Genomic DNA, 22,012 nt, shown 5'->3' on the forward strand with positions numbered 1-22,012 from the left:
GGATCGTTGTGAACACGTCTGTTGTCATCTGCGTCTACACCGAGGAGCGGTGGGAGGACATCAGGCAGGCAGTCGAGTCGGTCGAGAACCAGACGCGCCCGGCACACGAGCTGATCCTGGTGGTCGACCACAACCCGGAGCTGCACCTCAAGCTCAAGCGTGAATATCCACAGGTCATCGTGGTGGAGAACACGCATGTGCAGGGGCTTTCCGGAGGCAAGAACACCGGCGTGGCCACGGCCACGGGTGAGATCGTCGCGTTTCTCGACGACGACGCGGTCGCCGACGCCGGGTGGCTGGAGGCTTTGGAGGAGGGCTTCCAGGACCCCGGCGTGGTGGGCGTGGGGGGTCGCACCGACCCCCTGTGGGCGTCCAAGCGCAGGCCGCGGTGGTTCCCGTACGAGTTCGACTGGACGGTCGGGTGCACCTACCGCGGCATGCCCGCGGTCAGGGCCCCGATCCGCAACGTGATGGGCGGCAACGCCGCCTTCCTGCGCGAGGTCGTGTCCGAGGTCGGCGGGTTCCACAGCGGCATCGGCCGCAGCGTGCAGGGACGCAAGTCCCGCCCGCTGGGGTGCGAGGAGACCGAGTTCTGCATCAGGCTGAGCCAGCGCAAGCCGGGCTCGGTCATGCTGTTCGAGCCGCGTGCGGTGATCGGGCACAAGGTGTCCAGGCAGCGCGAGGGCTTCGCCTACTTCAGGTCCAGGTGTTACGCGGAAGGGCTGTCGAAGGCCCTGGTGACGCAGGAGGTCGGCACGCAGGACGGGCTGGCCAGCGAGCGGGCGCACGCGATCAAGACGCTGCCGCTCGGCGCGCTGCGTGGGGTCGGGGAGGCTCTGCGAGGCGACGCCGGCGGGCTCGGCAGGGCCGCCGCGATCGTGGTCGGGCTGGCCTGGACGACCTGGGGCTATGTGGTGGGTTCTGTACGGCTGAAGGTGAAACGATCATGATCCGAGTGCCGATCCTCATGTACCACTCGGTCACCGACAACCCGAACGACGAGACCAAGCCGCACTCGGTCCGGCCCTCCGACCTGGCCGAACAGCTCGCCTATCTCTCCGAGAGCGGCTTCACGCCGCTCACGCTGGGCGACCTGGTGGCCTCGTTCAACAAGAACAACGGCCGCTCGGTGCCGGAGAAGCCGATCGTGGTGACGTTCGACGACGGCTACGCGGACTTCCACAGCCACGCGCTGCCGCTGCTCGAACGCTACAGCTTTCCCGCCACGGTCTTCCTGACCAGCGGGTGGGTGGCCGACGCCGGCGCGGACGCCGCGGGCCGGGCGCTGGACGACATGCTGTCCTGGGGCCAGGCCCGCGAGGCCGCCCAGACCGGCATCGAGATCGGCGGCCACAGCCACAGCCATCCCCAGCTCGACCAGCTCCGGCTCGAAGAGCTCCGGCAGGAGCTGCGCAAGAACAAGGGTCTGCTGGAGGAGAAGATCGGTGCGCCGGTCGCCACCATGGCCTACCCCTACGGGTACTCCAGCGCCCGCGTACGCCGTGAAGTGCGTAAGGCCGGCTATTTCGCCGCTTGCGCCGTGAGCAACACCATCGCCGCGGACCGGCACGACATGCTCGCCATCCCCCGGTTGACGGTCGGCAAGGGCACGACCATCAACATGTTCAAGCGCGCCGTCGAAGGCAACTCCGTACCTCTCATCTATCTGCGCGAGCGCATCCTCACCAAGGGGTACGCCGTCGTGCGCAGGACGAGGTACGGGTTGCAGCGGGTGCGCGGAAATGTCTAGCGTCCGGTCGAAGATCCTGCGCGACCTGCGTAACCCGCTGTTCCGCCAGGGTTACGCGCTGATGGCGAACACCGTGGTCACCGGCGTGCTCGGCATGGGCTACTGGCTGCTGGCCGCCCACTTCTACTCGCCCGAGGAGTTCGGGCGCGGCCAGGCGGTGATCACGGCGATGCGGCTGTTCGCGTCGCTGACCGCGCTGGGCTTCGTGGGCGCGCTGGCCCGCTTCCTGCCGCTGGCCGGGCGGCGCACGCCTGAGCTCATTTTGCGCGGGTACGGCCTGGCCGCCGCCACGGGCGGGGTCGCGGCGCTCGGGTTCCTGCTGACCCTGCCGATGTGGGGGAAGACGTACTCGGTGCTGGCCGGGTTCGGCCCCGGGCTGTTCTTCCTGGCGTCCGTGGTGGTGTGGGCCGTCTTCACGCTGCAGGACGTCGTGCTGACCGGGCTGCGCAGAGCCACGTTCGTCCCCATGAACAACCTGGTCTTCGGCCTGGTCAAGATGGGCCTGCTGGTCGCGATGGCGGGAGCGCTGCCTTCGGGCGGGATCTTCGTCTCCTGGGTCATCCCGACCGCGCTCGCCCTGATCCCGGTCAACTGGCTGATCTTCGGCGTGGTGGTGCCGAGGCACATCAAGCAGACCGACGTCGTGGCCCAGCCGCCTCGTTTGCGTGAAATTGGAAGGTTCCTAGCTGGGGACTTCCCCGGAACGCTGTCGATCCTGGCGATCGTCTACCTCGTGCCCGTGGTGATCGCCACGCAGGTGGGCGAGGCCACGTTCGGGCGCTTCTCGATGGCGCACACGCTGGCCAGCATGATCGAACTGCTGGCCATGAACATGGCGGTGTCGCTGACCGTCGAGGGCTCTTTCGATCGTGCCAAACTGGCCCTGAACTGCCGGCGGGCGCTCCGGCGCGCCTTCATGATCGTCACGCCGATCATCGCGGTGGCGCTCCTGGGGGCGCCGCTGATCTTGGCCATCTTCGGGTCGGAGTTCGCCGACGAGGGCACGACGCTGCTGCGGCTCATGGCGCTGGCGGTGCTGCCCCGGGTGCTGATCGAGGTCTATCTGAGCGCGTTGCGGGCGCAGAGCAGGGCGCGGACGCTGGCGATCGTGCAGATCGGGCTCGCCGTGCTGGTGCTGGTGTCCACGGTGGCGCTGTTCCCGGTCGCGGGAGTGAACGCGGTGGGGTACGGGTTGCTCTTCAGCGAGCTTCTGATGGCACTTTTGATCTTCGGAAATCTACGTAAAATTCTCAAGTTCGGCGATACTGGGACGCCCACTGTCACCCAGGGGTCGTCCGGGGCCGCATGATGGTCAACGTGAGGCAACGGGACGGCGATGGCATGCCAACGGGGACTTCGGGGTCCTCGGATGTGCGCGGGGACAAGGAGGAGTCAGACGTGCCCTTCGATCCGGAGGCTACCGGGATCATCCCGAAGCTGACGTTCGAGCCCTCTCCGGAGGACTCCGGCTCGTCTGAGAAATCTTCTGCTGAGGACGATGTCGACGCTGCGAAGGACGCCGGCCAGGAGGCCGAGCCGAACGCGGAGATGACCACGGCCTTCCGGCTGCCCAGCACGGTGCACATCGGGCACCCGCCCACGGTCGATGAGGCGGCGGATCCGTCTGCCGCCGGGACGGTGACCATGCCTGCGCAGGGGGCCGGGGCCAAGAAGGGTGGGGCGGGCTCGAAGACGCCTTCCTCGTCCTCGCGGCCGGGCTCGCCTGCCGAAACTGCTGGTGACGCCCAGGCTGCTGCCGGTGGTGCGCAGGCCGCTGGCGGTGGTGCGCAGGCTGCCGGTGGCGGGGCCAAGGTCGCCGGGGGTACGCAAGGGTCCGGTGGCCGTCAGCCGGACAGCGGGCCGCAGCGGGCCGCGTCGCCGGAGGCTGCCGGCACGCAGCCGAGCCCTGTCGCGCCCAAGGCGGCACCGTCTGCGGGCAGGCCCGCCAAGGGGCCGTCCGGCAAGAACGCGTTCGCCGACGCGGAGGCGGCCGGTACGCTGCCCACCGCTTCCTCACCGGCCGGAGCGCCGCCCACAGGGACGAAGCCCGCCGGACCTGCCTCCGCAGGGACGAAGCCCGCCGAAGCTCCCTCCACAGAGACCAAACCGGCAGGGGCACCGTCCGCAGGGACCAAACCCGCCGAGGCACCGTCCGCAGGGACCAAACCGGCTGGAACGCCGTCCGCGGGGACGAAGCCCGCTGGAGGAGCGTCCGCTGGAGTCAAGCCCGCCGGAGAGTCGTCCGCGCAGGCGTCGGGTGCCGGCGAACAGGCCGGGGCGACGTCCCCTGCCTCAGACACGGCCTCGGGCGGGGCTGCTGGGCGCAACCCGGGTGCCGGAGCGGCCGGCGGTAAGCCCACGGGCGCCGTACCGCAGGGCTCTGGAGCGCCGGGGCAGGCCGGTGCGGCTTCGGGACAGGGCGGGCCCGCGCAGGCGCCCGGTGCGGCGCCGCAGCAGGCCGCCGCCTCCCCGCAGCAGGCCGCCGCGTCCGGGCAGCAGGCGTTGCGGCCGGGGCAGCAGGCGCCGGGCGGTGCGCCGCAGTCGCAGCAAGCTCTCGCTCGTTCTCCGCAGCAGGGGCCCGCTGGTGCGCCGCCACAGGCGCTGCAGCAGCAAGGCGCCAGCGGACCGCAGCAGGCGCCCAGTGGGTTGCAGCAGGCGCCCGGCGGAGGGCCGCAGGCGCCAGGCGGAGTGCCGCAGCTTGAGGCGCAGCAAGGACCGCAGCAGAGCTCTCAGCAGGGCGGGCAGGCGCCGGTCAAGGCGCGGCTCGGCACCGGGGGCCGGATCGGGGCGCTCATCGCGAGTGCGCCCAAGTGGCTGCCCGTGCTGCTGGTCCTAGAGGGCCTGCTCATGTACATCCTCGCCATCAAGGTGGCCCCCGGGCCCCTGCGCGGCGTGGATCCGGCCGATATTGACGGCCTCGGCCTGATCTCGGCCCTGCCGACCACGGCGTTCGTGGCCATTCTGATCATGCTCGTGTCGTTCTTCGTCACGGTCGCCCAGAGCACCGACCGCAAGTTCCTGCTGCTGTTCCAGATCGCCGCGATCACGTTCGCCCTGCACGGCGCGGGCGCGCTCGTGGCGAGCGAGCCGCGCTTCCCCACCGCCTACATCCATGCCGGTTTCGTCGAGTTCATCGGCAGGACCGGCGAGACGGCCATCAGCATCGACGCCCGCATGGGCTGGCCGGGCTACTTCGCGTTGTTCGCCTTCGTCACGAAGGCGGCCGGCATCAGCGACATGACGACGATCCTGCAGTGGACGCCGCTCCTGTCGAACCTGCTCTACCTGCTCCCGTTCGTGCTGATCCTGCGCCAGGTCGTGGCGACGACGCGGGCCAGGTGGTTCGCGGCGCTGCTGTTCGTGCTGGTGCAGTGGATCGGGCAGGACTACTTCTCGCCACAGGGCTTCACGTTCGCCCTCTATCTGGCGTTCGTGGCGATTCTGTTGCGCTGGTTCGGGCGGGTCGAGCCGCGCACCAAGCCGGTCCCGCCGAAGGGCCTGCGTAAGCTGATCGGGCGCCTGGACGCGATGACGCCGGGCGAGCTGGCCAACACCGGGACGTACAGAGCCGACAAGCTGCTCATGCTGATGATGCTGCTGGCGCTGTTCTTCGCGGCGGTGGCCTCGCACCAGATCACGCCGTTCATGATGCTCGGCGTCGTCACGGCGTTCCTGATCTTCAAGCGGACCACGCTGACCTGGGCGCTGCCGTTCTTCCTCGGGCTCGTGGTGCTGGCCTGGATCAGCTACATGACCGTCGGCTTCTGGTCCAGCCAGATCGGCGCGATCTTCGGCGGCCTGGGCAACATCTTCGACAACATCGGCGGCAGCACCGGCGACCGGATCGAAGGCAGCGACCCCGCGCACGCGATGGTGCTGCAGGCGCGGCTCGGCATCCTCGTGGTGATCCTCAGCCTGGCGGCCACCGGCCTGTTCAGGCGGCTGCGGCGCGGGGTGTTCGACCGCTCGGCGCTGATCCTGCTCTGCGTGCCGGTGCTGGCGCTGGGGCTGCAGAGCTACGGCGGCGAGATCGGGCTGCGCATCTACATGTTCGCGCTGCCCGGCTCCTGCCTGCTGGCCGCGTACGCGTTCTTCCCGAACATGCCGGCCGACAGCGCGGACGTACGCGAGGAGACCGTGCCGCTGCGCAAGCGGAACGTGCGGTTCAACCCCGAGCTGACCAAGAAGCTGTCCGTCGTGCTCGCGGCGTGCTTCGCGGTGCTGTTCGCGATGGCGTTCCTGCTGGCCAGGTACGGCAACGAGAAGTTCGAGCGGGTCACCACGGGCGAGGTGGCCGCCATGCACTACATCTACGAGCACGACAAGCCCAGCGCCAAGGTGCTGTACCTGGTGCCCAAGGTCGGACCCGAGGTCACGCCGACCATGCCGTGGGGCGAGCGGGACGTCGAGCTGGTCAACTTCGGCGTGCAGGCCCTCGTCTACAAGGATCCGACCAAGGTCGCCGACGCGATCAAGATGCTGAAGGAACAGCCGCGTAACTCGTACCTGATGGTGAGCCGCGGCCAGATCAGCTATCTGCAGCTCAACGAGGGCTACAGCGAGGACTGGGGGACGAAGTTCCGGGCCGCGCTGGACGCCTCGCCGGATCTGAAACGGGTGTTCTCCAACGAGGACGCGGCACTCTACACGTGGAAGAAGTTCGTCAGGGGCACCGAGATCCCCGAACCGAACCCGTACAAGGGGCGCGGCGACCCCACCTCGCCCTGGACGCCGGTGGGCATCGGCGCACTGGGTGTGACATGGGTCGCACTCTTCGGCTACGAGGTCATCCGGCTGAACGGCCCGAACCGGGCGCGGAGGGCCCGCAAACGCCTGCTGTTCCTGGCGATCCCGGCCTTCGTGGTGGCCTTTGCGGTGATCATCGAGCGGTTCATCTATATCGCTCAAAATAACTGAATTCACAGGAAACCCTCAGGAAGTACGGAATGATGTACTTCGATGAGGACTCAGCTGACACTTGCCACCACATCCGCCACACGTCTCACAGCTGCGCGCATTGCATCTGTCGACGCGTTGCGGGGCTTCTCGCTGCTCGGCATCCTCGTCGTGAACATCGCCTTCCTGGCCTCCGGTTACCGGATGGCCGGGCTGGCGGAGCCGGCGTTCGACACCTCGCTCGACTGGGGCGTGCGCTGGCTCGTGACGCTGTTCCTGGAGAACAAGTTCTACCTGCTGTTCTCCTTCCTGTTCGGCTACAGCTTCACGCTGCAGCTCGACTCGGCCGAGCGGCAGGGACGGGCGTTCGTGCCGATGTTCCTGCGGCGGCTGGCGGGGCTGTTCCTGCTCGGGCTGGCGCACGCCGTGCTGCTGTTCCCCGGGGACATCCTGACGACGTACGCGGCGGTGGGGCTCGCGCTGCTCGTCCTGCGCAGGATCAGGCCCAGGACGGCGGTGCTGCTGGCCGTCGCGCTGACCGTGCTGCTGGCGCTCGGGTTCGTGCTGCTGGCGCTGCTGGCGATGGCCGGGCTGGACACCACGGGCACGGTGACGGACGGGGCCGCGGAGGCCGCCAAGTCCGACACGGCCCTGGGCGGGGTCTTCTGGCAGATCGTCGGGGAGCATCTCAGGAAGCTGTCGCTGATCATCGTGGCACGCGTGTTCTTCCAGGGGCCCGCCGTGCTGGCCGCGTGCCTGATCGGGATGGCGGTCGGCAAGCTGGGCGTCCTGCGTGACTTGTCCGCCCACACGGCGACGCTGCGCAGGCTGCAGTGGACGGGGTACACCGTCGGGCTGGCCGGGGCGCTCTTCTACACGCTCTCGGCGTGGAACGGGACGGTGCACAAGTTCTGGGGCGAGGCGGTGGACCTGGTGACGGCTCCGCTGCTCGCGGCGGCGTACGCGGCGACGTTCCTGCGGGTGCTGCCGTACGTGCCGCGGATCGCCCGCGCGCTCGCCGCGCCGGGCCGGATGGCGCTGTCGAACTACCTGGCGCAGTCCCTGATCTGCGCGCTGATCTTCACCGGGTACGGGATGGCGCTGGTGGACCGGGTGAGCCCGCCGCTCGAGATGGTGATCGCGGCCGGCCTCTTCGTCGCCCAGGTCCTCTACAGCCATCGCTGGCTCAAGAACCACCGGTACGGGCCCGTGGAGTGGCTGCTGCGCTTCCTCACGTACTGGCGCAGACCAGGACAGCGGTCCCGCTGAGCCGGCTGTTGAGGCGGTGTTAAGCTCCGCGCACGACGAGCCGGGCGGGGGCCCGGAGCGTCTCCCCCACGGAAGGAGCCGGACGTTGCCCTCGCAGGTGGTCACCTATGAGCTCGACGACGCCACAGAGGTCCAGTTCGAGATCGAGCTGACACCCGGCTACCAGCCCGCCGGAGGTCCTGATGAGATCATCGGCCGGGTCAGGAAGGCCATCGGCCCGGCGGTGGAGGCCGCCAGTGTGGTCCTCGACCAGGCGCGCCAGGCCCGTCCCGACGAGTTGCAGGTCAAGTTCGGCATCAAAGTGACCGGGACGATGAACTGGCTGGTCGCCAAGGCCGCCACCGAAGGCAATTTCGAAGTGACGCTCACCTGGCGTCCGGAGCCGCCGCAGCCCTGACCGCCGGGCCATTAGTCCGGATTGAAAAGAGCGCGGCTCCAATTCACTCCGAGCGCCGGCCGAAAATGCGCGCGGGGCTCGCCGGAGCAGCGGGGCGCGGCGCGCGGATGCGAATGTTCCGTGCGTTTCGAGAGCGTCCTGCCGCCTCTTCCCGCATTACGCACGGCGAGAGCCGCTGTTCAGGCCGTGGCCGCCCGCTGGCGGCCCGTCAAGGCGCTCTTCCGCCAAAGTATGGACGCCCCCGAACAGGCCGGAAGTGCCGCCTGCGGACGGCCGGACCCCGTAATGTTCCAGGCGGGGAAGAGGCTGGAGGGGGTTTCTACCATGAGAATGACCAATGCCGCGCTGCTGCGAATCGCGAGTCTGCGACATCAGGGGCTGACCGTTTCTGAGATCGCCCGGGAAATGGCGACCAGGAAAGAACGGATCGAGCAGGCGCTCATCCGGATGGAAGATCTGAAAAAGCGGCTGGCCAGGACCTGTGCGCATCAGGACCCGAATTCCGGTCGCGCCGAATCCGCTGCCGAGATCAGCACCAGCATGCTGTTTCTGGCCCGGCACGACCCTCGTTGACGTCAGGCCATTGAAGCGGGCAGGCCGAAGGCCGGGAAGTGCTCCGCACCGATGAACGTGGTGATCCCGGCGACGCGCTCGCCGCGCAGGGTCAGCACGTTGATCGACCAGGCCAGGTGGGCGCCGGCCGCCTCGTTCCAGAGGTAGGAGGCGGCGGCGGGCTGGCCGTTCGCCGAGGTCGTACGGTGCCGCCAGGAGCCGCAGGAGGTCAGCGGGACCCGCCGGGCGAAGTCGATCACGGCCGCCACGCCCTGGTACCAGTGCCGCAGCGGTGGCATCGACCAGGTGACGTCCTCGGTCAGCAGGGCGACCAGCGCGCCGGCGTCGCCGCGTTCGAGCGCGTCGGCGTACCCGGTGACGATCTCCCGCGCGCGGGCGTCGCCGGCCTTGCGCAGCGTCCGCTGCTGACTGATCTCCGGGACCTTCTCCGCGACGACCCGGCGCGCTCGTGCCAGCGCGGAGTTCACCGACGTGAGCGAGGTGTCCATGATGGCGGCGATCTCGGCGGCGGCGAACCCGAGCACCTCGAACAGCAGCAGCGCCGCCCGCTGGTTGCCGGGCAGGTGCTGCAGGGCCGCGACGAAGGCCAGCTCGACGGCTTCGCGCTGCTCGTAGCGCGCGTGGGTGCTCGGCGCGACGAGCCCCGCGTCCGAGTACGGCCCCAGCCAGGCGACGTCCGTCACCGGGGCGGTGTCGATGACGGCGCCGGCGCTGGACGGGCCGAGATCGACGGGCAACGCCCGCCTGCCACGGGCTTCCGCGGCGTCCAGGCAGGTGCGGGTGGCCACGGTGTACAGCCACGAACGCAGCGAACCGCGGCCCTCGAAGCCGCGCAGCCCCCGCCACGCCCGCAGCATGGCCTCCTGGAGGGCGTCGTCCGCGTCGTGGGCGTGGCCGAGCATGCGGTAGCAGTGGGCGTGCAGCTCCCGGCGCAACGGCTCGACCAGGCGCGAGAACGCCTCACCGTCCCCGTCACGGGCCAGCTCCAGATCGAGCCCCCGGTCCAGCTCCAAGCCGAGACCCCCATCCATGCCCGGGTCCAGCTCCAAGCCGAGGCCCCCATCCATGCCCGGGTCCAGCTCCAAGCCGAGGCCCCCATCCATGCCCGGGTCCAGCGGCCGGCCGACGTCCTGCGACAAGCTGAGGTTGTGGGTTGGCGAATTTTCGCTCACAAGCGACGATTCTGCCCCACACCCGGAGTCACCTCTTTCGACCACCCGACTACTTCGCCGGAAAGAGGAGACCTACCCGACATGCCGCACCAAGCGCAGAAAGCCGCCCTCTGGCCGCTGGTCCACGCCGAGCGGGCCGCGCTGGCCGCCGATCTCGACAAGCTGACGGACGAGCAGTGGGCGACCCCGTCCTTGTGCGCCGGCCTGACGGTTCGCGAGGTGCTCGCGCACCTGACCGCCGGCGCGAGCCTCAACGCCGTACGGTGGCTGGCGGGCGTGATCCGCTGCCGGTTCGACTTCGACCGGCAGGTGGCCATGCGGCTGTCCGAGCAGCTGGGCGCCACCCCTGCCGAGACGCTCGGCGGCTTCCAGCGCGTCGTCACCAGCACCACCAAGCCGCCGCTGCCCGTCGTGGCGATGCTCGGGGAGACGATCGTGCACGGCGAGGACATCAGGCGTCCGCTGGGCCTGCGCCGCGCCTACCCGATCGAGACGATCACCCGGGTCGCCGCGTACTACAGCGGCTCCGACCAGGTCGTCCTCGCCAAGGGGCGGATCGCCGGGCTGCGCCTCGCCGCGAACGACGGCCCCTTCGCCGCCGGCTCGGGACCGCTCGTGACGGGCGCCACGACGGCGCTGACGATGGCCATGACCGGGCGCGCGGCCTACTGCGACGACCTGGAAGGGGACGGGGTCGCGACCCTTCGAGAGCGGTGCCGGTAGCGGCGACCGGGCGTCCAGGCCGGTCGCCAAGGGGACCCGGGCGCTCAGACGGGGCCGGGAGCGGCCACCCGGCCCTCAAGCGGGGCCGGAAGCGGCCACCCGGCCCTCAAGCGGGGCCGGGAGCGGCCACCCGGCGCTCAGACGGTGCGGGGACCCCGGTGTTCAGGCGGTGCCGCGTCCCGACCACTTGATCTCGTGCGGGGCCAGCGTCACCTGCTTGCCGTCCACCGTCGCCGTCACGCTCTCGTCCGAGGTGTTCACCATGACCACCTGCCGCTCCTGGGCCAGCGCCAGGATCTTCGGGTCCGACGACTGCGCCGCCTGCGCCCGCACCCCCGAGGGGAACCACTTCGTGAAGCCGCTCAGCAGGCCCGCCATCGGCTGCTCGCCGCCCACCTTCGGGGACCACAGGCAGCCGCCGCACTCCCCCGCGTCCTTCTGCTGCGGGTTCCAGTAGAGGGCCGTCGTCACGCCGCTCTTGGCGAACTCCATCAGCGCCGCCGCCTGCACCGCCGTCCGCTTCTCCTCGGTCCAGCCCGAGTTCTCCGGCTCGACGTACCATTCGGCCCACCACACGGGCAGGTCGTCGCTCTTCTGCCGCAGCCACGTGGTGATCGCGCCGAACTTGGCCTGGGCGGCGAAGTCGTTGGGCGTGTTGCCCTTGTCGTTCGTCATGGAGGCCCCGTCCACCACGATGAAGTCGGCGCCCTTCTTGTGCTCGATCCAGTATGCGATCGCGTCCAGCGCCCGCTGGTCGACCGTCCCCCACGGGCCGGTGAGCTCCGACGGGCCGCCGCGCGCGTTGCTCTCGATCGGCATGTACGGCCCGCCGACCTTGATCTCCTTGTTGACCTTCTTCAGGGCCGTGTAGATCTTGTTGTACATCTCGGTGTAGCCCTCGGCGTCCCACCGGTTCGTGGACGGATCCCAGAAGCCCTTGAACTCGTTCCACACCATGTAGTGCTTGACCGTCGGGTACTGCCTGGCGACCCTGACCGCCAGTTTCGCGTAGTCGTCGAAGTGCTCCCGCTTCGGCGCGACCGTGTGGTTCTTGCTCCAGTCCGTACGCCCGGCCTGCCCGCCCTTCATCCAGTCGGGCGCGCAGCACAGCGTGATGACCGGCACCGCCCGCGAGGACGCCATGAACTGCAGCCGCCGGTCCAGGTCACGGAAGTTGTACTGGCCGGGGCTCGGCTCGGGGTTGCCCACCCCCCAGCCCATGATGTGCTGGTTCTGCAGCATCGGCACCCGGCCGAGGACGCCCCTGGCCTGCTCGACCACGTCCCGTGGCTCGTTGTCCGCACTGAACTGCGTGTGGGTGATGCCCCAGCGCGGCCAGTTGGAGAGCGCGGGCGGCTCCTCCAGCTTGGGCGCGGGCTCGGCGGGCGCCGTCGTGGCCACGTCCGCGCCCTTGAACTCACTGCGCGACTTCGAGCGAAGAGCGGCATACACCATGATGCCGGCCACGAGTACGATCGCGAGGACGCCTGCCCCCAGTGCGATCGGCCATGGCGATCGTCGGCGCGCGTGTCGGCCGTCGCTCGGTATCACTGGACGCTCCTCGTCTCGCGAACGTATGAAGGGCTGGGCATGGCCCAGCCCTCAACACGCTAATCGTCCCACTTGCGAGAGACTTGCGGTTAATCTTCGCTCGGCGGCCGCTGGCCTCCAGCGGGGCCGGGGACCCCGGAATAACGGTAGGGCACCGGCTGCCTGCCGGGCTGCACGATCAGGAGGGTGCCGGGAGTGTCCGCGTAGAAGGCGGATTCGACCGCGGCGGCCACGTCCTCGGCCGTGAGCAGGGGGAATCCGGCGTTGACGAACATCTCGCGCGCCTCGGCCACCAGCGGTGTGTCGGTGAAGCCGGGGCAGACGGCGCCGATGCGGATGTTCTGGGCGGCGAGGGGTTCGGCCAGCGCCCTGACCAGGCCGACGACCGCGTGCTTGGTCATGGTGTAGATCGGGTCGCCGGCGAACGCGACGAGCCCGGCGAGCGACGCGGTGGCCACGATGGCGCCGCCGCCGGAGCGGGCGAGCAGCGGGACGCTGGCCTGGACGCCGAAGACGACGCCGTCCACGTTCACCCCGACCACCTTGCGGTAGCGCGCCAGGTCGAACTCCGCCAAGTCCACCCGCCCGGTGATCCCGGCGTTGAGGTGGACCAGGTCGAGCCGCCCGTAACGGCGCTCGGCCAGCGCGACCGCCTCCAGCGAGGCCTCCTCGCTGGAGACGTCGGCGGCCAGCCACGCGCCGTCGACCTCCTTCGCCAGCCGCTCGACGCCTTCGCCGTCAAGGTCGACGAGGACGCACCTGACGCCGCCCGTCGACAGGCGCCGCGCCACGGCGGCGCCGATACCGCTCGCCGCTCCTGTGATCAATGCAACTGTGCTCATGACGCTCCTTGCGGGGGTCCGGGGCGGCTTGGTGCGGGGCCGGTCTCATAAGAGCCGGCTTCGTACGGCGGTCAGGGCTGGTCGAGCATGCGGTGCGCGCGGGAGATCAGCGTGGGCACCGCGGAGCCGATGCGGTCGAATCCCTCCCCAACGGTCTTACCTTGCCGGAACCGAGCGTGGATACCCTCCACGATGACCGCGAGTTTGAAGTTGCCAAATGCGACATAGAACCCAAGATCCGAAATATCACGCCCAGACACCTTGGTGTAGTGCCCCGCGAACTCCGCCGCGTTCATGAACCCGGGCGCCACCGTCACGTCCCCCGCCACCGGGATCCCGGCCCGCTCCTCGTCCCCCCTGTCGTGCCAGTACGTCAGCGTCAGCCCCAGGTCCGCCAGCGGATCCCCGAGCGTGGACATCTCCCAGTCCACGACCGCCTGGATCTCCAGGTCACCGGGCGTGACCAGGGTGTTGTCGAGCCGGTAGTCGCCGTGCACCAGCGTGCTGGCCGACCCGGCGGGCAGCCGCTCGCGCAGCCGTTCCACCAGCCGGTAGTAGTCGGGCAGATCAGCCGTCTTCGAGCGCTCCCACTGCTGGCACCACCGGTCGAGCTGCCGGGCCATGTACCCTTCCGGCCGCCCGAAGTCCCCCAGCCCCACCTCGTGGTAGTCCACGGCGTGGATGGCGGCCAGCACCTCGGCCAGCCGCTCCGACAGCCGCCGCGTCCGCTCCGCCGCGGGCTCGCCCAGCCGCTCCAGGTCCTCCCTGGTCCGCACGGCGGCGCCGGTCACGTACCCCATGAGGTAGAACGGCGCCCCGACCACGTCCTCGTCGGCGCAGAACGCGACCGGCTCTGGCACCGGGACCGGCGTCGGCGCCAGGGCCGAGATGACCCGCCACTCGCGCCTCATGTCGTGGGCGGTGGGCAGCACGTGACCGAGCGGCGGGCGGCGCAGCACCAGGCGGCGTTCGCGGGCCTCGACCAGATAGGTCAGGTTCGACCGGCCCCCCGAAATCAGGGATACGGACAGGGGCTCGCCCGCGTCGGGCACATTCCGGCCCATCCACGCGACCAGGCGGGAGTGGTCGATGCCAGGTACGGTCATGGACACACATTAGAACGTCACTCGGTCCTGAAAACCAGCTGGCAGTTATGTAACGTTCCGGACCTGCGTAGATAAGCATCAGGCGAGATCCTTTACCCTGGCTGTACGCGGTTGCCCAGATGCTGGGCAGCAGCGGTTTGCCGACAGTAGGAGCCCATGCACGTCACCCTTGCCCACCCTCGCGAGCTGGGACCAGAAGAAGTGAGCCGATGGCGGGCTCTGCAGGAGTCGGACGCCGCCTTCGACAACCCTTTCCTGTCCCCTGAGTTCACGATCACGGTGGGCGAGCTCCGCGATCTCGTCCGCGTGGCCGTGCTCTACGACGGCCAGGAGATCGTCGGCTTCTTCCCCTTCGAGCGCCATCCGATGGGCATCGGCAAGCCCGTCGCCGCGGGCCTCACCGACGCGCAGGGCCTGGTCCACGCCAAGGACTTCGACGTCAATCCGCACCGGCTGCTCAGGGAATGCGGGCTGTCGGTCTACGAGTTCGACCACCTCGTGGCGGGGCAGCCGATGCTGGGCGCGCGGCACGAGAGGCACCCGTCGCCGATCATCGACCTGCGTGACGGCTACGAGCGCTATACCGCCTCGCTCAGGGAACACTCCGGCAAGACCTACAAATCCACGCTGGCCAAGGAGCGCAAGCTCCAGCGCGAGGCGGGGACGCTGCGCCACGACTACGCCACCACTGACCTGGCGCCGCTGCGCACGCTGCTCGGCTGGAAGACCGACCAATATCGCCGCACCGGGCGCACCGACAGGTTCGCGCACCGGTGGATCGTGGAGCTCGTCGAGCGGCTGCTGGCCACCCAGTCGGAGAGCTTCGCCGGCGTGCTCGACATGATCTACGTGGACGACGAGCCGGTGGCCGGGCACTTCGGGATCCGCACCGCCACGACGCTGGCCGGCTGGTTCCCCGCCTACGACACCCGGTTCGCGAAATACTCCCCCGGCCTGATCCACCACCTCGCGATGGCCGAGCGGGCCGCCGCGTCCGGGATCCAGGTGATCGACATGGGCCGGGGCCAGAAGGAGTACAAGGACAAGCTCAAGAACGGCGAGCTTGAGGTGGCCGAAGGCCGCGTGGCCAGGGTGGGGCCGGCGTCGGGAGTCCACTGGATGCTGCGCGTGCCGGTGCGCAAGACCCGCGCGACCGTGATGGCCAGCCCCTTCCTGCTGAAAACCGCCGACAAGGCATTGAAAACCTACGGGCGGCTCCGTACTGTCCTACAAGGGTGAAGCTCATCGCGCAGCGCACAGGCCGTCACTGTCTGTCGCTTCCGTCCAACCGGCTCGGCCTCTACCTGGCGTTACGCCATTGGTGCGTCCCCGGGCAGCGGATCCTCATGTCGCCGATCTCGGCGGACGAGATCCTCTTCCTGGTGCTCGCGGCCGGTCTGCGCCCGGTCATCGCGCCGCTCTCCCCCCGTGACGGCAACATCGACGTCTCCCGGGTCGACCTCGGCACGGTGGACGCCGTCCTGACGACCAACCTGTACGGCCTCCCCGACCAGGTCGCCGCCTTCGCCGGGAAGATCCTGATCGAGGACGTCGCCCACGCCATGGAGACCAGCGTCGGCGGGCGCCCGCTGGGGACGTTCGGCCAGGCGGGGGTCTTCAGCCTCTCCAAGCACCCGGGAGCGGGCTCGGGCGGCGTGCTGGCCGTGGAGCGCGAGTCCGACTTGCGCGCGCTCGAACACGCCCGCGACGACCTCATGGCCCCCGGCTCGCTGCGGTCCGACCTGACCGGCGTGGCCACCTCGATGGCCCGCCAGGCGGCGCTCAAGCTCGGCCTCGTACGCCCGGCGCTCGCCCTCATGCGCACGCTCGGCCTCCAGGAGGAACGCGAGGGCTACCGGATCGCCCTCGACCCCGACGGGCTGGAGCTGGCGCTCAAGCACGTGCCCGCGCTGCCGCCCTTCGACCCGTGGGTCCGCGCCGACCTGCACGACTATCGCGCGCGCCGCGGCGCGGTGGCCCGCTGGTACCACTCCAGGCGCCTGGCCAAGGTCCCCGCCGACCGGGCCCGCCGGCTGGCGGGCGTCCGCCGCCTGGCGGAGCTGCCCACCGTCGCCCCGGCCGTGCGCGACGACCTCACCCGGCCACTCTTCCGGGTGCCGCTGCTGGTGCGCGACCGGGACGCGGCCATCGCCGAGCTGGAGCGGCACGGGGTGGCGACCGGCTACCTGTACGACCCGCCGTACGACGACTACGCCCCCGCCTTCACCGAGGCCTCCCCCGATCCGCGGCCCGCGCGCTGGTGGGCGCGGCACGTGCTCCCGGTCGATCCCGTGTACGCCGACCGCTCCCTGCCCCTGCTGCGCCGCCTGGAGCCCCCTACGCAGGGTCCGACCTGACCAGCCGCAAGAACGCCTTCAGCCCCGTGATGACCTCCTGGTTGTCGCCCAGCCCGTCCACCGTCTCGTCGAAGCGGCGGGTCATGAGCGTCATCCTGCGCCCCAGGTCGTGGTCGGCCGACTCCAGCTCCCGCCTGGTCGTGTCCAGGCCGGCCGCGATCTCGGTGACGTCCCGCCGGAGCTGATCGGCCGCGGCGTCCAGCGCGAGCACCCGCTCGCGCAGCTCGATCACGTCCACGCGCGGGTAGCGGACCTCCTGCCCCAGCGTCCTGACCCGGTCGCGCAGGTGCGAGGTGTAGGCGCCGACCGGGCGGAAGCAGGTGGCCAGCAGGTAGAAGGCGGAGAAGTAGTAGCCCACCTGCGCCCCGGAGAAGTACGTGACGACCGCGATGACCGCGGCCGAGACGATGTGACCGGAGATCGCCAGCGCGAGCATGCGGCGGGCGATGCCTCTGGCCTCGTCCTCGCGGCGCTGGGTCACCTCGATCCCGGCCTCCCTGGACGCCTCGATCTCGTGGACGACGTGGCGGGCGGCGAAGCACAGGTTCCAGGGGACGGTCAGGACGACGATCAGCCAGAGCAGGGCGATCGCACCCGCGCCCAGCGACAGGAGGGTGGACAGGGGCACGCCGGCGTAGAGGATCAGCCAGGCGGTGAGCAGCGTGACGAGCAGGGAAGCGAGGAGTAGCCACCATTTCATGCGTTTCAGCCTGCTGTGCCCGGGGGTCCCGGCGCGAGAGCCCGGCTACTCAGTTCCGTCCTGAGCACCTGGGATCAGGCCCGCCAGGATGCGGCAGCCGCGTCTGACGTCGGCGAGCGAGGCGGAGCCGTACCCGATCACGAGGCCGTGCAGGCGGCCGCGGGCGTGGTGGTGACGCTCGATGGAGTCGAGCAGGACGCCGCGCTCCCTGGCCCCCTCGACCACGGCGGGCACCGCGCCGGCGGGCAGCTCCGCCAGGACGTGCAGCCCGGCCGTGTCGCCCCGCAGCCGGCACACGGGCCCGAGCAGCTCGACGACGGCGGCGCGGCGGCGCGCGTATTCCAGCCGCATCCTGCGCAGGTGCCGGTCCAGGTCGCCGCGCTCCAGCAGGGTCGCCACGGCCTGCTGCACAGGGCCGCTGGTGCGGTCGGCGAGCGCGCGGCGCAGCCCGGCGATCCTGCCGACCAGCTCGGGCTCGCCGACCAGCCAGCCGACGCCCACGTCGGGCGCGAGGATCTTGGACAGCGTGCCGAGGAGCACCACCCGGGAGGGGTCGAGTCCGTAGAGGGCGGGCAGCGGCGCGACGTCGTAGCGGAACTCGGCGTCGTAGTCGTCCTCCACGATCGTCGCGCCGGTGCTCCTGGCCCAGGCCAGCAGCCGCTCCCTGCGCGGGATCGGCAGCCGGCCGCCCAGCGGATACTGGTGCGCGGGCGTCGTGTAGAGCACCCGCAGATCGCGCGGGAGCCCGTCCACGATCACGCCGTCCTCGTCCACCGGGCACGGCACGACCTCGGCGCCCCTGGCCGCGAACACGGTGCGGGCCACGTGGTAGCCGGGCTCCTCGACGCCGGCCCTGGCGCCCGTGCCGAGCAGGGCGAGCGCGCACAGGTCGAGCCCGTTGCCGGTGCCTCTGGTGACGAGGATGTTCTCCGGGCCGACGGCCATGCCTCTGGCCCGCCGGAGATGGTCGGCGAGCAGCTCTCTGAGGTGCGGCAGGCCGTACGGGTCGGGCTCGGCCCCCGGCGGCAGGTCGGCGGCCTTGCGCCAGGCCCGCTTCCACGCCGCGCGGTCGTAGTCGCGCACCCACGGCTGGCCCGGCGTCAGGTCGATCCAGCTCGCCGGGGGCGGCGGCGGGACGGGGGTGTGCGGGCTCTCCCTGGGCGGCCCGCCCGCCGGGCGCGGCCGCTCCATGTCGGCCACGAACGTGCCGGAGCCGTGCCGCCCGTCCAGCCAGCCCTCCGCGTAGAGCTGCTGGTACGCCTCCGTGACCACGGTCCTGCTCACCACGAGCTGGGCCGCCAGCGCCCGGGTGGACGGCAGCCGCTCGCCGGGGGCCAGCGTGCCGTCCAGCATGGCGCGGCGCAGCCAGTCCGCGAGCTGGGCGGTGAGCGGGGCCACCGACTCCCGCGAAAGGGAAACCGGCAGGTCAACATGGGTACGCATAAAAGTGGTCTCTACGAAGGGCTGGATAGTGGCCCTACAGGATAGGTCCACTTCGTCATTACCGTCGAATCATGCTCTCCACCACACCCCGCACCACGCTCGGCCGCGAGAAGCAACGCGGCAGCACCGACAGGAACGATCTCTACGAGGTGCTCGACACCGGCCTGGTCTGCCACCTGGGCGTGGTCGTGAACGGCCACCCCATGGTCGTGCCCACCGGCTACGGGCGCATCGGCGAGACCCTCTACCTGCACGGCTCCACCGGCGCCACGACGCTGCGCACGGGAGAGGGCGGCGACGTGTGCGTCACGGTCACGCACGTGGACGGGATCGTGCTGGCCCGCTCGATCTTCCACCACTCCGTCAACTACCGCTCGGCCGTCATCTACGGGCGGGCCAGGCTCGTGACCGACCCCGACGAGCGCATGGAGGGGCTGCGGGCCCTGTCCGAGCAGCTCGCGCCCGGTCAGTGGGACTACGTGCGGCGTCCGTCGCGCAAGGAGCTGGCCGCCACGGCGGTGCTGGCGCTGTCGCTGGAGGAGGCGTCGGTCAAGATCCGGCGCGGGGCGCCCAAGGACGAGGAAGAGGACTACGCGCTGCCGGTTTGGGCGGGAGTGCTGCCCCTGGTCACGTCATGGGGCGAACCAGAGCCAGATCCGATGCTCCCAGAAGGTATCGGTGCGCCTGTTCACATCCTCCATCGGGAGTAGTTCCATGAATCCGGAACCACCTGGCCAACCTATCTTCTTGATCGCACGTCTCATCAGGTGGGCCGGCTCCTGATGGGAGAGGGCAAATGGAGTGGATTGCTCCCGGATACACCGAAATAAAGCAGCTCGGGACAGGCGCCAGCGGACGGGTGGTGCTGGCGGTACATGACGAGACCGGGGTCAAGGTCGCGATCAAGTACTTGTCCGAGGAGTTGCGGCACAGTCCTGCCTCCCTGGCCAGGTTCCAGTCGGAGGCGCGGCTGCTGACCACGCTGCGCGATCCCAACATCGCCACGATGTGGGAGTACATCCAGGATCCCGGCGGCGCGGCCATCGTGATGGAGCTGGTCAACGGCGTCTCGTTGCGCGCGCTGCTGCGTGAGCACGGCACGACCGAGCCTGAGGCGGCGCTGGTCGTGCTGAAGGGCTCGCTGCTGGGCCTGGCGAGGGCGCACGGGGCCGGCCTCGTCCACCGGGACTACAAGCCCGAGAACGTGCTCGTCAGGGACGACGGGGTCAGCAAGCTCGTCGACTTCGGCATCGCGGTGAGCCAGGGCACGATCGCCCATCCCGAGGGCACGCCCCCGTACATGGCGCCGGAGCTGTGGGACCGGCAGCCCGCCTCGCCGGCGACCGACGTGTACGCGGCCACGGCCGTCTTCTTCGAGTGCCTGACCGGGCACCGGCCGTACCGATCGACCGAGCCGAGCGTCCTGGGCTACCAGCACATGCACGCGCCCGTGCCCTTCCACGACGCGCCTGAGCCGATGCGCGGGCTGATCAGGCGCGGGCTGGCCAAGGATCCGTCGCAGCGTCCGCCGACCGCGCAGGCGTTCGTGGCGGAGCTGGAGGCGGCGGCCAGGGCGGCGTACGGCGAGGACTGGGAGGAGCGCGGCAGGCGGCGGCTGGCCGCGCTCGTGGCCCTGCTCGCGCTGCTGCTGCCGATGCCCCAGACGCCTGCCCCCGAGGTCACCACCTCGCTGGCCAGGACGGTGTTCCGCGGCGTGCGCTCGAACATCACGCGCGTGGCCATGGGCAGCGCCGTGGCCGCCGTGGTGGTGGCGGCGACGGTCGTGGTCGTGCTGGCCAACAGGCAGACGCCGCCCGCCCAGCCGATCGGCGCGGCGGCGGCCGTGCCGCCGTCCCAGGCCACGACCGAACCGGCCGCGATCTTACCGACCACGCCCGAGCCCGAGCCGGAGAGCACGCCAGAAGAGACACCCGGGGAGACGCCCGGGGAGACGCCTGAGGCCACGCCGCAGACGTCGCCCGAGGCGATCGTGCCGGAGGCGCGGCCCACCAGGTCGCTCGCGCCGCCCCCGGTCGTCACCAAACCGTCGAAGACGCCGCAGACGTCCAAGAAGCCGACCAAGAAGGCCACTCCGACACCGACGAAGACCCCGACCTCCACCCCGACGACCCCCACGCCGACGCCGACGCCGACGCCCACGCCCACGCCGACCACCCAGACTCCGACGGCCGATCCGCCGCCGCCGGTCACCTCGGTGCTCGGGGTGAGCCTGGACGGGCTCACGCTCGGCGAGGGCGCGACCGCGAGCGCCACGGTCACCGTGCGCACCGACGGCACCGCTCCCGTGTTCGCCACCGCGACCTGGGCCGCGCCCGGCACCGGCGGCCACCTCCAGCGGGTGCGCCTGGCCGGCGCCAGGTTCTACAGCCGCACCCTCACCTGGTCGATGGGCGAGCGCCCGTGCGGCAGCACGGTCACGCTGACCCTCACCACGTCACCGGCGGCCTCCGGCGGTGCGCGGACGACGTCGGTGTCCGTGCCGCCCTGCCCGACCAGGGTGACCGGGCTGCGCGTCAGCCTCGGGATGCCGGCCGCGCCGGGACGTACGGCGGCGGCCCGGATCAGGGTGACGGCGAGCGGCACCGGGGAGATCCCCGTGGAGGCGCGGTTCGCGATCAACGGCGACGGCGCCGGCACCCAGACGGCGAGCCTGTCAGGACGTACGTCCTACTCGCGCACGCTCACCCACACCTTCAAGTCCCGCCCGTGCGGCGCGACGCTGTCGGTGACGGTGCGCGCGGGCGGCAGGACCGCCACCGCGCGAACCTCCGTGCCGTGCCCGCCGCAGGTGCGGCAGGTGTCGATCGTCGAGGCCGGTCCGGGCAGGGGCGGGCTCAGCGCGACCGTCAGGGTCACCACGTCCAGCACCCAGCCGGTACGGCTCAACGTCTCGTTCTCCACCGGTGGCGAGGGGGGCGGCACGCGGTCGGTCACCCTGTCGGGCGGCACCTCCTACACCGAGACCCTGAGCCTGCCCGTCAAGCTGCCCTGCGGCACGAAGTGGTCCGTGACCGCCGCCACCGTCCCCGCGGCGGCCGGCGGGAGCGACAGCAGCAGCGGCAGCACGCAGGCGTGCCCGCCGAAGGACCCGCCGTCGGATCCGCCCAAGGATCCGCCGACCGAACAGACAAAAGACCCGAAGCCCAGTGAGACACCGAGCACTGAATCACCCGGCACCATTGAGTGATAATCCTGACACCTTGGCATATCAG

18 protein-coding genes are annotated in these 22,012 nt (G+C 70.5%); 12 read left to right on the plus strand and 6 right to left on the minus strand.

The features are described 5' to 3' along the window. The first annotated feature begins 8 nt into the window (after window positions 1-8). The 7 genes from ABEA43_RS17285 to ABEA43_RS17315 all read left to right on the plus strand — a co-directional run bounded on the left by ABEA43_RS17285 (window position 9) and on the right by ABEA43_RS17315 (window position 8,885). On the plus strand, window positions 9-950 hold the full coding sequence (locus ABEA43_RS17285) for a glycosyltransferase family 2 protein (protein WP_345562926.1): 942 nt from the start codon (window positions 9-11) through the stop codon (window positions 948-950). Then, the gene (locus ABEA43_RS17290) at window positions 947-1,750 is read left to right on the plus strand and encodes a polysaccharide deacetylase family protein (protein WP_345562927.1); all 804 of its coding nucleotides are present in this window, start codon (window positions 947-949) and stop codon (window positions 1,748-1,750) included. The genes ABEA43_RS17285 and ABEA43_RS17290 overlap by 4 nt, the downstream gene beginning before the upstream one ends. Beyond that, window positions 1,743-3,059, plus strand: a complete 1,317-nt coding sequence (locus ABEA43_RS17295) for a lipopolysaccharide biosynthesis protein (RefSeq protein ID WP_345562928.1) — start codon at window positions 1,743-1,745, stop codon at window positions 3,057-3,059. Before ABEA43_RS17290 ends, ABEA43_RS17295 begins: the two co-directional genes overlap by 8 nt. Window positions 3,060-3,148: 89 nt before the next feature. Then, window positions 3,149-6,667, plus strand: a complete 3,519-nt coding sequence (locus ABEA43_RS17300; protein WP_345562930.1) for a hypothetical protein — start codon at window positions 3,149-3,151, stop codon at window positions 6,665-6,667. A 117-nt stretch (window positions 6,668-6,784) separates the two neighbouring features. After that, window positions 6,785-7,915 carry a DUF418 domain-containing protein gene (locus ABEA43_RS17305; protein WP_345562931.1) on the plus strand — a complete coding sequence of 377 codons (1,131 nt, stop codon included), beginning with the start codon at window positions 6,785-6,787 and terminating at the stop codon, window positions 7,913-7,915. 85 nt (window positions 7,916-8,000) lie between these two features. Beyond that, complete coding sequence (locus tag ABEA43_RS17310; protein WP_345562933.1) at window positions 8,001-8,312, plus strand: CU044_2847 family protein; 312 nt, start codon at window positions 8,001-8,003, stop codon at window positions 8,310-8,312. A 330-nt stretch (window positions 8,313-8,642) separates the two neighbouring features. After that, complete coding sequence (locus ABEA43_RS17315; protein ID WP_345562935.1) at window positions 8,643-8,885, plus strand: hypothetical protein; 243 nt, start codon at window positions 8,643-8,645, stop codon at window positions 8,883-8,885. Window positions 8,886-8,887: 2 nt separating this feature from the next. Here the strand turns inward: ABEA43_RS17315 and ABEA43_RS17320 are convergent, their stop codons facing one another. Next, on the minus strand, window positions 8,888-10,024 hold the full coding sequence (locus ABEA43_RS17320; protein ID WP_345562936.1) for a sigma-70 family RNA polymerase sigma factor: 1,137 nt from the start codon (window positions 10,022-10,024) through the stop codon (window positions 8,888-8,890). A gap of 114 nt (window positions 10,025-10,138) precedes the next feature. Here ABEA43_RS17320 and ABEA43_RS17325 point away from each other — a divergent pair, with 114 nt between their 5' ends. After that, window positions 10,139-10,780, plus strand: a complete 642-nt coding sequence (locus ABEA43_RS17325) for a maleylpyruvate isomerase family mycothiol-dependent enzyme (RefSeq protein ID WP_345562937.1) — start codon at window positions 10,139-10,141, stop codon at window positions 10,778-10,780. 162 nt (window positions 10,781-10,942) lie between these two features. Here ABEA43_RS17325 and ABEA43_RS17330 read toward each other — a convergent pair whose 3' ends face one another. The 3 genes from ABEA43_RS17330 to ABEA43_RS17340 all read right to left on the minus strand — a co-directional run bounded on the left by ABEA43_RS17330 (window position 10,943) and on the right by ABEA43_RS17340 (window position 14,279). Next, entirely contained in the window at window positions 10,943-12,247 is a 1,305-nt protein-coding gene (locus tag ABEA43_RS17330; protein ID WP_345562939.1) for a GH39 family glycosyl hydrolase, read from the minus strand. Between the two features lie 173 nt (window positions 12,248-12,420). After that, window positions 12,421-13,173, minus strand: a complete 753-nt coding sequence (locus ABEA43_RS17335; RefSeq protein WP_345562941.1) for an SDR family oxidoreductase — start codon at window positions 13,171-13,173, stop codon at window positions 12,421-12,423. Between the two features lie 71 nt (window positions 13,174-13,244). Beyond that, window positions 13,245-14,279, minus strand: coding sequence for a phosphotransferase family protein (locus tag ABEA43_RS17340; RefSeq protein ID WP_345562942.1), 1,035 nt, complete (start codon window positions 14,277-14,279; stop codon window positions 13,245-13,247). A gap of 156 nt (window positions 14,280-14,435) precedes the next feature. On the opposite strand from ABEA43_RS17340, the gene ABEA43_RS17345 reads away from it, so the two are divergent. Together ABEA43_RS17345 and ABEA43_RS17350 are read left to right on the plus strand one after the other, a co-directional pair. Continuing rightward, complete coding sequence (locus ABEA43_RS17345) at window positions 14,436-15,518, plus strand: GNAT family N-acetyltransferase (RefSeq protein ID WP_345562944.1); 1,083 nt, start codon at window positions 14,436-14,438, stop codon at window positions 15,516-15,518. Further along, window positions 15,515-16,636 (plus strand): DegT/DnrJ/EryC1/StrS family aminotransferase, encoded by a 1,122-nt coding sequence (locus tag ABEA43_RS17350; protein WP_345562946.1) that lies wholly within the window; start codon window positions 15,515-15,517, stop codon window positions 16,634-16,636. Before ABEA43_RS17345 ends, ABEA43_RS17350 begins: the two co-directional genes overlap by 4 nt. On the opposite strand, the gene ABEA43_RS17355 is transcribed toward ABEA43_RS17350, so the two are convergent. Further along, on the minus strand, window positions 16,617-17,336 hold the full coding sequence (locus ABEA43_RS17355; RefSeq protein WP_345562948.1) for a hypothetical protein: 720 nt from the start codon (window positions 17,334-17,336) through the stop codon (window positions 16,617-16,619). The two genes, ABEA43_RS17350 and ABEA43_RS17355, sit on opposite strands and share 20 nt — an antisense overlap. Window positions 17,337-17,381: 45 nt before the next feature. Further along, a complete protein-coding gene (gene pdxR / locus ABEA43_RS17360) occupies window positions 17,382-18,779 on the minus strand; it encodes a MocR-like pyridoxine biosynthesis transcription factor PdxR (protein ID WP_345562950.1) in 1,398 nt (465 codons plus the stop codon). Window positions 18,780-18,850: 71 nt separating this feature from the next. On the opposite strand from pdxR, the gene ABEA43_RS17365 reads away from it, so the two are divergent. Together ABEA43_RS17365 and ABEA43_RS17370 are read left to right on the plus strand one after the other, a co-directional pair. Further along, entirely contained in the window at window positions 18,851-19,489 is a 639-nt protein-coding gene (locus tag ABEA43_RS17365) for a pyridoxamine 5'-phosphate oxidase family protein (protein ID WP_345562951.1), read from the plus strand. An 86-nt stretch (window positions 19,490-19,575) separates the two neighbouring features. Further along, a complete protein-coding gene (locus tag ABEA43_RS17370) occupies window positions 19,576-21,987 on the plus strand; it encodes a serine/threonine-protein kinase (RefSeq protein WP_345562952.1) in 2,412 nt (803 codons plus the stop codon). Window positions 21,988-22,012: the final 25 nt, after the last annotated feature.

This window comes from Nonomuraea rosea (assembly GCF_039539705.1).
Classification (GTDB): domain Bacteria; phylum Actinomycetota; class Actinomycetes; order Streptosporangiales; family Streptosporangiaceae; genus Nonomuraea; species Nonomuraea rosea.